Genomic DNA, 6,408 nt, shown 5'->3' with positions numbered 1-6,408 from the left:
GTCAAGCTATGTACACCGATTGGTACCCAAGTGGGCTACACTGAGCCTATGACGGAGACGGAGTTGGAGAAGGGGCCGCGAGGCCTGCGCCGCGGCAGGGGGGCACGAGAGCGCATCCTCAGTGCGTCACAACAACTGTTCCGCGATCAAGGCATCAACGGCACCGGCATGGACCAGCTCAGCGCGGTGGCTGGAGTGTCCAAGCGCACGCTGTACCAGCACTTCACCGGCAAAGACGAGCTGATCGCTGAATGCCTACGCCGGTTTGATCCCGAGATCTTGCCTGAAGTGTTCGAGAGCACCGACCTCACGCCTCGCGAACGCCTCCTCGCCGTCTTCGACATTCACGCGCCCCTGTGTCCATTCATCGCGGCGGCCGTCGAGATCCCCGACCCGGGCCATGAGGCGCGCGTATACGCCCGCAACTACAAAGAAGGCTTTGCCGCCCGGTTCGCCGATACCGCCCGCGAGGCCGGCGCCACCAACCCCGAACAGCTCGGCGAGCAGTTGGCGCTGCTCCTGGATGGCGCCTCGGCCCGCAGCCGAGTCCTCAACGCCGACATCTTCGCTACCGCCGCCGCCATCGCAGTCGTCCTCATCGACAACGCCATCCCCACGGCAGCGGCACCGGCACCGGCCGGCGCAACGCTTAGCTGAGTCTCGAGGTGGCCTTCTCAGCTTTTCGCCGGTACCTGGTTCTGTCACGACTCCCGCAAGGCGCTTTGCGGATGGTCACTCCCGAAACACAAAGCAGTGACTACGAGTCGGGGATGGTGCTGCTCGAGTCTGGCCTGTGGCGGATCCGTACAGGTCGCATCACCCCCACTAAACCGGGTGCGTTCGTTGCCGTCTGGCGGCGACTTGACGATGGCAGCACTGTACCTTTCGGGGCCGATGACCCTGCCGTTGGCCTTCACGTGTTTGTGGAGGAACAAGACCATTTCGGTGTATTCCAATTCGCTGCGGAGCAACTGGCATCACTCGGGATCTCGCAAACTGAGCAGTCACCTGGCAAACGGGGCTTCCGGGTGTATCCATCATGGAGCACGGGCTTGAACCGTCAAGCAGCTCGGTCACAAAAGGCGCAGAGCCCCGCATTTCGCGATCTTACAGAGCACTGATTGCTGTTGGCGCGGCAGGTCATTGAGCAGATATAGCGCCGGCGCAACCCGCGCTGATCGGTGCGCAGCTGCAATTGCACTATTCGACCGAGAACCCCGCGTCAGCCATCCCAGTCAACGACAGCGAGTGATGTATGATTACATCATGCTTCGGACTCAAATCTCGCTGACGGCCGAAGAGCGGCGGCTTCTCGATGCGGAGGCAGCGCGCACGGGCCGTTCGATCTCCGCGCTCATTCGAGATGCCGTATCTGGGGCTTATGGCTCCGGGCGGGATGCCGATTCCGATCGCCGAGCGATCGAGGCCGCCCTCGGAGGGTGGGGTGAACGCGACATTGATGGCGAAGAATACGTCGAGCGCCTGCGTCCCGGTCGCCGACTGGCCGACGTAACGGCGCGATGACGGTCGTTGTCGACACCTCGGTATTCATAGACGTGCTCCGAGGGAATCAGGCAGCCGCGAAAGTCCTCTATAGATCGCGCGAGTCCGGCCCGCTGCATGCGAGCGAGGTTGTCAGGTTAGAAGTGTTGGCGGGTATGCGAGCTCGGGAGGAGACAGCCACTCGAGCGTTGCTGGGTGCTTTCACTTGGCATCCGTTGGACGAGAAGATCGCTGAGATCGCTGGCGAACTTGGGCGGCAATGGCTTGCCGGAAATCGCGGCATCGATTCGGCAGATCTCGCGATTGCGGCTACCGCGATCCTTCTCGATGCTCAGCTGCTAACCAAGAACGTCAAGCACTTCCCGATGTTCGGTGGATTGTCGGCGCCTTATTAGACTGCGCCCGACCAAACTGTAGTTTGGTCGAGCTCACGACACCCCATTCCCATCATGCGTTCGTAGAGGATTGGTCTTTGGGTGGAGCAACAGGTCACTCCACCTCGATGGCGGCCTTGCCGATCGTGCGGTTGGCGAAAGGGCGTGCGCCGTACTTCCACATGAAGTCGCCGATCAAATCGGCCTCGACCGTCTCAGGGTCGACGCCTGGCGTCTCCTTCCAGGCGACGAGCAGGTCGCCGCCACCGGCCAGCTGCCAGACGTAACGCCCGCCCCAGTGCCCGATCTTTTCCCCGGACCCATGACGCCGATACTCGGTCAGCCGTTTCTTCAGGCCGCGCCGGCCTGAGATTCCGGCACCGGCTTTACCGATGTAGAGAACGGATGCGGCGTCGATCCAGGCGTCGGCAAGTTGCGTCGCCGTCACCGACGGATTCCGCTCTTTGAACCATCCGGCCGGGCTGTGCTCCAAGAACACCGGCGGTTCATCGTTCGCACGAAGCACGACGTAAACCCCCGGTCCAGCAGGAACATCCGCTGCCGCCAGATCCTTGAACGGCACAAACCCAGTGAATCCTACTTCGATGAGCCCGCTTCGTGTCCATTCCATGGCCTCAGTCTGGACCATCGCCCTCGTTTCAGTGGGCACAAATCTCACGACGCACTTCATCACGACTTCTCGCGAGAGGCTCCCCGCTGGCTCGCAGCCTGCCGCCGCCGTTTGCCGGCTAACAGGGGCCCATGCGAGGCATTCGCGGTCGGCGTCTGGTTGACGCCGGATGTTGTGATTGACGGACGCAGTCTGACCCGTGCCTGATCGGATCCGTCTGCGAGCACTCAGCGGTCGTAGACGTCTCGGCGGTGCCCCAGAGTAATCACTGCGACGATGAGGATGTTGTCGTCGACGGTGTAAATGATGCGGTAGTCCCCGATTCGAACTCGGAGGCCTGGACGCCCCTGGAGCGCTTTCGCCCCTGGCGGCCGTGGATCCTCGCCGAGGAGCGCGATCGCACCACGAATACGGTCGCGATCCTGATGATCAATTCGCTTCAATGCGCGAACTGCCGCAGGGCGCAGCTCGACCTGGTAGGTCATGTCCAGCCCAGATCGGCCTTCACCTGAGCCCAGGGGATGTTGGGCCCTTCCTCTGCCATCGCTTCGTCGAACGCGGCGACATCTTCGGCGTCTTCGAGCGCCTCGAGCATCCGCTCGTACTGCTCGGGACTAACGACCACCGCGGCCCGCTGACCGCGGCGCTGGATGAATACCGCTTCGTTCTTCGAACGAGCGATGACATCGGAAAGGTGTTTGCGTGCGTCCGCGACGCTGACGATGGACATGGACGAATTGTACATCCCAGTACTGTGAATGTACATAACCGACGAGTGCCCTCGTTGCGGTCCATGCGGCCACGTCATCTGACGAACGCAGTCTTTCCTGTCGGCTGACGCCGTTGCGGGGCACGTGGAGCTTCTGGCGAATTGCGTGCGTTACCCAGTTACTTGGATCCGTCGCCCATACGCACACCGCGCGCCGTCATAGTTCGCCGGAGCGGGTCAGCCGTCACGATGCGGGGCCCTGCAGCTTCGGTGAGGTGCTGGACGGCATCCAGGCAGTCAAAGCCTTGACGAATATTTTAGCTACAGCTAAAATTGCATCATGAGTCAACTGATCCGTTCGGGGCGCAAGGCGCAGCGCATTTCGGTGAATGAGCTCGCTGAACGCCTCGGAGTGACCCCCGGGGCGATCTCCCAGATGGAACGCTCTGAGCGTGAGGGCACGATCAAGTTGCAAACCCTGAGCACTGCTCTCGCCGCCCTGGGGGAGGAACTCCTCATCTCCTCAACCAGCCGATCGCCGCTCTCCCGATTCGCACCCGCGCGGCTTGCATCGTCCCTCTCGCAGGCCATCGACAACGGCGACGAGACTTTTGCGCTTCGGCTGATTACCGAGGCAACGGATGCGATCAGGTCGAACCCGGGGGAGATTACGCGTGAGGAATTGGAGTCTCCTCCGCCTCGGCTCCCGGACGAACGATGGGACCAGTTCTTTCGTGCCATGTATCGGCAAGCGATGCCCGCCGGGCTCTCGCCCGCGTGGACGACGACGCGGAAGCTGCCCGAACCGTGGTTCATCTCCAAGTATCCGGCACTTCGCGAGCGTGCTCGAAACGAGACTCCGACCTTCCTGAAGCGCCTCAATATTTACATTGACGAACGCAGCCTGAGCCGTGCGTGATCCGAATGGAGTCGACTCGGTGGTACTCAATGAACAGCGCTCGGAATACATGCTCTTGGCGCGGCAGGTCATCGAGCAGGTCCAGCGCCGGCGCAACCCGCGCTGATTGGTCGTGGCGGCCGACCCTGAGGCGGGACTCGCGGCGCTGCTGGGCGGCTAGCGCCTCGTACGTACCCATTACGGAAGGCTCGTTCAGCGTTGTATTTGTGCAACAATCCCTGTACGATTTTGTGTTATGGACGACGTCACGGAGGCACCAGGCGCACGACTACGCTCTCTTGCGCCTCGCTCGTTTGTTCGTCCGAGTGCACTGCCGGGTTCCAGCAGCTCCGTTCGCAGCGCACTTTCTCTGGCAGCCCGCAAAGGTGAACTATTACGAGTGCGAAAGGGCCTCTACTACAAAGGCGCCAAAGGGCGTTATGGCATGACGCGGCCCTCAACTGAGGAGATAGCCCGAGAGGTGCTCGGTACGGTCGGCGTCGGACCGGCCGGGTATTCAGCGGCACGTCGACTCGGCCTCACGACGCAGGTTCCAGCTCACCTGCATGTTGCTGTTGCCGGCCCTGTTCCAGAGCCGATCTCGGATGTGCGGATTCACCGGCGAAATAATATGGCGCGTCGTGATCTCAACGAAACCGAGATCGCGCTGCTCGAAGTACTCAGAGACCCCTCGACGTTGGTCGAAAGCGGTTGGGAAGCGCTGGTGCCGTCGGCGAGGGCATTGATTCGGAGTCGCGAGATTGACCTGGAACGGCTGACGGCTGCCATCACCGGTGAGGGATCCCGAAGTGCGCGAGACAACTTCGATCGACTAGCTGTCGAACTCTCGCAAGAGCGATAACGGCATGGGCCGACTTCGAGATGATTCGATTGCATTCGAGACTCTTGTCGACGCGACGGCCGCGGCTTTGGAGATCGACCCTGCGTTCGTGGAGAAGGATTTCTGGGTGATCGAATCGCTCAGGGCCGCCACTGTGTACATTGAATCGTCTTCGGAAGCCGCGGGTGCGACGCTCATCTTCAAAGGCGGCACCAGTCTTAGTCGTGTTTACGAACTGATTGAACGGTTTTCGGAAGACGTCGATCTGCTCTTCGGCTTTCCTGACTCGACAGGCGAGTCGAGACGAGAGCGGGTTCTGAAAGGCGTGTCCTCGGCGGTGCGCGAACACCTCGGCCTATCTATTGAGCACGCTCCTTCAGACTCGCAAACGAGAGGCGTGAGCCGGAGTACTCGTTATTTCTATCCAATCCTGAAGTCGTCAACTGCAATATCGGCTGGTGTGTACCTTGAGATGGGCACTCGTGGCGGAACTTTTCCGACCAGCGACCATGACGTGCGTTCGATGGTCGCCCGCCACGCAATCGAGACGCTCGATGAAACCCCTGACGCGTGGGATGAGTTCGCTGCCGTGCGGGTTACCGTCTTATCGCCGGAGCGCACTCTCCTTGAGAAGCTGACCCTACTCAATACCTTCAGCGTTGCGTTTGAGAGCGGGGACGCTGAAGCGTTGGACAGACATGGTCGTCATTTGTACGACATCCATCAACTCTTGAACGACGCGGGAGTAGCCAAGACGCTCAATGAACTTGGGCGATCTGGAGTTGATCGACTTTGTCGCGATATTCAAGAGCAAAGCCACGCCGCTGGATTTGCTTGTGCGCCTCGCCCTGCCGGTGGATTCGGAGGGGGTGCGATTTTCAGCAAGGGGAGTAGAGCAAATGAGCGGCTCAATGTCGCTTATCAGTCAGCGCTGGATCTTGTGTACGGCTCGAAGAAGCCGAGTTTTGAAGACTGCGTGAAAACGATCGTCCGGACGAACGAGTTGCTGTAGTGCTCATGCGGTACTAAGAGCTCGCTCACTCCACCTCGATCGCGGCCTTGCCGATCTTGCGGTTGGCGAAGGGGCGTGCGCCGTACCTCCACATGAAGTCGCCGATCAACTCGGCGTCGACCGTCTCAGGGTCGAGACCGGGCGTCTCCTTCCAGGCGACGAGCAACTCCCCGCCACCGGCGAGCTGCCAGACGTAACGCCCACCCCAGTGCCCGATCTTCTCCCCGGACCCATGACGCCGATACTCGGCCAGCCGCTTCTTCAGGCCGCGCCGGCCCGACAGTCCCGCACCGGCTTTACCGATGTAGAGAACGGATGCGGCATCGATCCACGCGTCAGCAAGCTGCGCCGCCGTCACCGACGGATTCCGCTCCTTGAACCACCCGGCAGGGCTGTGCTCCAAGAACACCGGCGGCTCATCGTCCGCACGAAGCACGAAG

At 61.2% G+C, this 6,408-nt stretch carries 11 protein-coding genes; 7 read left to right on the top strand and 4 right to left on the bottom strand.

Annotated features, from left to right (window positions below; genetic code table 11):
* Nucleotides 1-48 precede the first annotated feature (48 nt).
* The 4 genes from K323_RS0121635 to K323_RS0121620 all read left to right on the top strand — a co-directional run bounded on the left by K323_RS0121635 (nt 49) and on the right by K323_RS0121620 (nt 1,898).
* Nucleotides 49-657, top strand: a complete 609-nt coding sequence (locus K323_RS0121635) for a TetR/AcrR family transcriptional regulator (RefSeq protein WP_022887354.1) — start codon at nt 49-51, stop codon at nt 655-657.
* 71 nt (nt 658-728) lie between these two features.
* Complete coding sequence (locus K323_RS29595) at nt 729-1,121, top strand: MepB family protein (RefSeq protein ID WP_084697609.1); 393 nt, start codon at nt 729-731, stop codon at nt 1,119-1,121.
* Nucleotides 1,122-1,266: 145 nt separating this feature from the next.
* The gene (locus tag K323_RS27930) at nt 1,267-1,524 is read left to right on the top strand and encodes a ribbon-helix-helix protein, CopG family (protein WP_169515734.1); all 258 of its coding nucleotides are present in this window, start codon (nt 1,267-1,269) and stop codon (nt 1,522-1,524) included.
* Nucleotides 1,521-1,898, top strand: coding sequence for a type II toxin-antitoxin system VapC family toxin (locus K323_RS0121620; RefSeq protein WP_022887351.1), 378 nt, complete (start codon nt 1,521-1,523; stop codon nt 1,896-1,898). The genes K323_RS27930 and K323_RS0121620 overlap by 4 nt, the downstream gene beginning before the upstream one ends.
* Before the next feature lie 94 nt (nt 1,899-1,992).
* On the opposite strand, the gene K323_RS27925 is transcribed toward K323_RS0121620, so the two are convergent.
* The 3 genes from K323_RS27925 to K323_RS0121605 form a co-directional block, all read right to left on the bottom strand.
* Nucleotides 1,993-2,508 carry a hypothetical protein gene (locus K323_RS27925; protein ID WP_051147484.1) on the bottom strand — a complete coding sequence of 172 codons (516 nt, stop codon included), beginning with the start codon at nt 2,506-2,508 and terminating at the stop codon, nt 1,993-1,995.
* A 227-nt stretch (nt 2,509-2,735) separates the two neighbouring features.
* Nucleotides 2,736-2,993, bottom strand: coding sequence for a type II toxin-antitoxin system RelE family toxin (locus tag K323_RS0121610; RefSeq protein ID WP_022887349.1), 258 nt, complete (start codon nt 2,991-2,993; stop codon nt 2,736-2,738).
* Nucleotides 2,990-3,238: a type II toxin-antitoxin system Phd/YefM family antitoxin gene (locus K323_RS0121605; RefSeq protein WP_026851976.1), complete on the bottom strand. Its 249-nt coding sequence runs from the start codon at nt 3,236-3,238 to the stop codon at nt 2,990-2,992. The genes K323_RS0121610 and K323_RS0121605 overlap by 4 nt, the downstream gene beginning before the upstream one ends.
* A 319-nt stretch (nt 3,239-3,557) precedes the next feature.
* On the opposite strand from K323_RS0121605, the gene K323_RS0121600 reads away from it, so the two are divergent.
* From K323_RS0121600 to K323_RS0121585, 3 genes are all read left to right on the top strand, one after another.
* A complete protein-coding gene (locus K323_RS0121600) occupies nt 3,558-4,136 on the top strand; it encodes a helix-turn-helix domain-containing protein (RefSeq protein ID WP_022887347.1) in 579 nt (192 codons plus the stop codon).
* Nucleotides 4,137-4,371: 235 nt separating this feature from the next.
* On the top strand, nt 4,372-4,977 hold the full coding sequence (locus K323_RS0121590; protein WP_245571039.1) for a DUF6088 family protein: 606 nt from the start codon (nt 4,372-4,374) through the stop codon (nt 4,975-4,977).
* A gap of 4 nt (nt 4,978-4,981) precedes the next feature.
* On the top strand, nt 4,982-5,968 hold the full coding sequence (locus K323_RS0121585; RefSeq protein ID WP_022887344.1) for a nucleotidyl transferase AbiEii/AbiGii toxin family protein: 987 nt from the start codon (nt 4,982-4,984) through the stop codon (nt 5,966-5,968).
* A 25-nt stretch (nt 5,969-5,993) separates the two neighbouring features.
* Here the strand turns inward: K323_RS0121585 and K323_RS28585 are convergent, their stop codons facing one another.
* On the bottom strand, nt 5,994-6,404 hold the full coding sequence (locus K323_RS28585) for a hypothetical protein (protein WP_157509540.1): 411 nt from the start codon (nt 6,402-6,404) through the stop codon (nt 5,994-5,996).
* Nucleotides 6,405-6,408: the final 4 nt, after the last annotated feature.

Source organism: Glaciibacter superstes DSM 21135, from assembly GCF_000421145.1.
Taxonomy (GTDB): domain Bacteria; phylum Actinomycetota; class Actinomycetes; order Actinomycetales; family Microbacteriaceae; genus Cryobacterium; species Cryobacterium superstes.
This window is presented reverse-complemented; position numbering and strand designations above follow the sequence as displayed.